Origin of the sequence: Sulfitobacter sp. HI0129 (genome assembly GCF_001635395.1) — a bacterium.
Taxonomy (GTDB): domain Bacteria; phylum Pseudomonadota; class Alphaproteobacteria; order Rhodobacterales; family Rhodobacteraceae; genus Sulfitobacter.
In genome coordinates this window covers 1-517 of the sequence record NZ_LWGH01000833.1, presented here as the reverse complement: position 1 = coordinate 517, position 517 = coordinate 1, and the positions used below count along the sequence as shown (strand labels likewise).

The following is a 517-nucleotide window of genomic DNA, read 5'->3' as shown; positions in this document are numbered from 1 at the left end:
GCACAAGTCGATCGGCTGGAGCGGGAAATCGACGTTATGAATGCCGAACTCGAACCTCTGCGCAGCTTCATCCTGCCGGGGGGCCGAAAGCTGGCCGCCGATCTTCATGTATGCCGTACCGTGGCACGGCGCGCTGAACGCCTGTCGGTGGAACTGGCCGGAAAGCAGGATGTGAACGGCGCTGCCGTTCGCTATCTCAACCGGCTGAGCGACTGGTTCTTCGTCGCCGCGCGCATGGCGAACAACGCCGGGGCCGATGATGTGCNCTGGGTGCCCGGCGCCAATCGGTAACCGCCACCTGCCGAGAAATACGGCCAAAACAGCGAAACGCGGCGTCGCGGCCCTCCGGGATGCCGATTTTGCCCTGTTTCAACAAGGCACGCTTCGTTAAACCGACGGGGAGAGTTCCAAGGATTTGGCCAAGGGTCGAGTCGCAAATCGAGGAGAGAAAACGCCCATGAAGGTATTGGTGCCTGTCAAACGCGTGATCGACTACAACGTGAAAGTGCGTGTCAAA

At 60.3% G+C, this 517-nt stretch carries 1 protein-coding gene; it reads left to right on the top strand.

Translation table 11 applies throughout. The annotated features are described in order from the left end of the window. Positions 1-291: ATP:cob(I)alamin adenosyltransferase (locus A3764_RS19685; RefSeq protein WP_150122322.1), on the top strand; the 291-nt coding region annotated here is incomplete at its 5' end. Positions 292-517 lie beyond the last annotated feature (226 nt).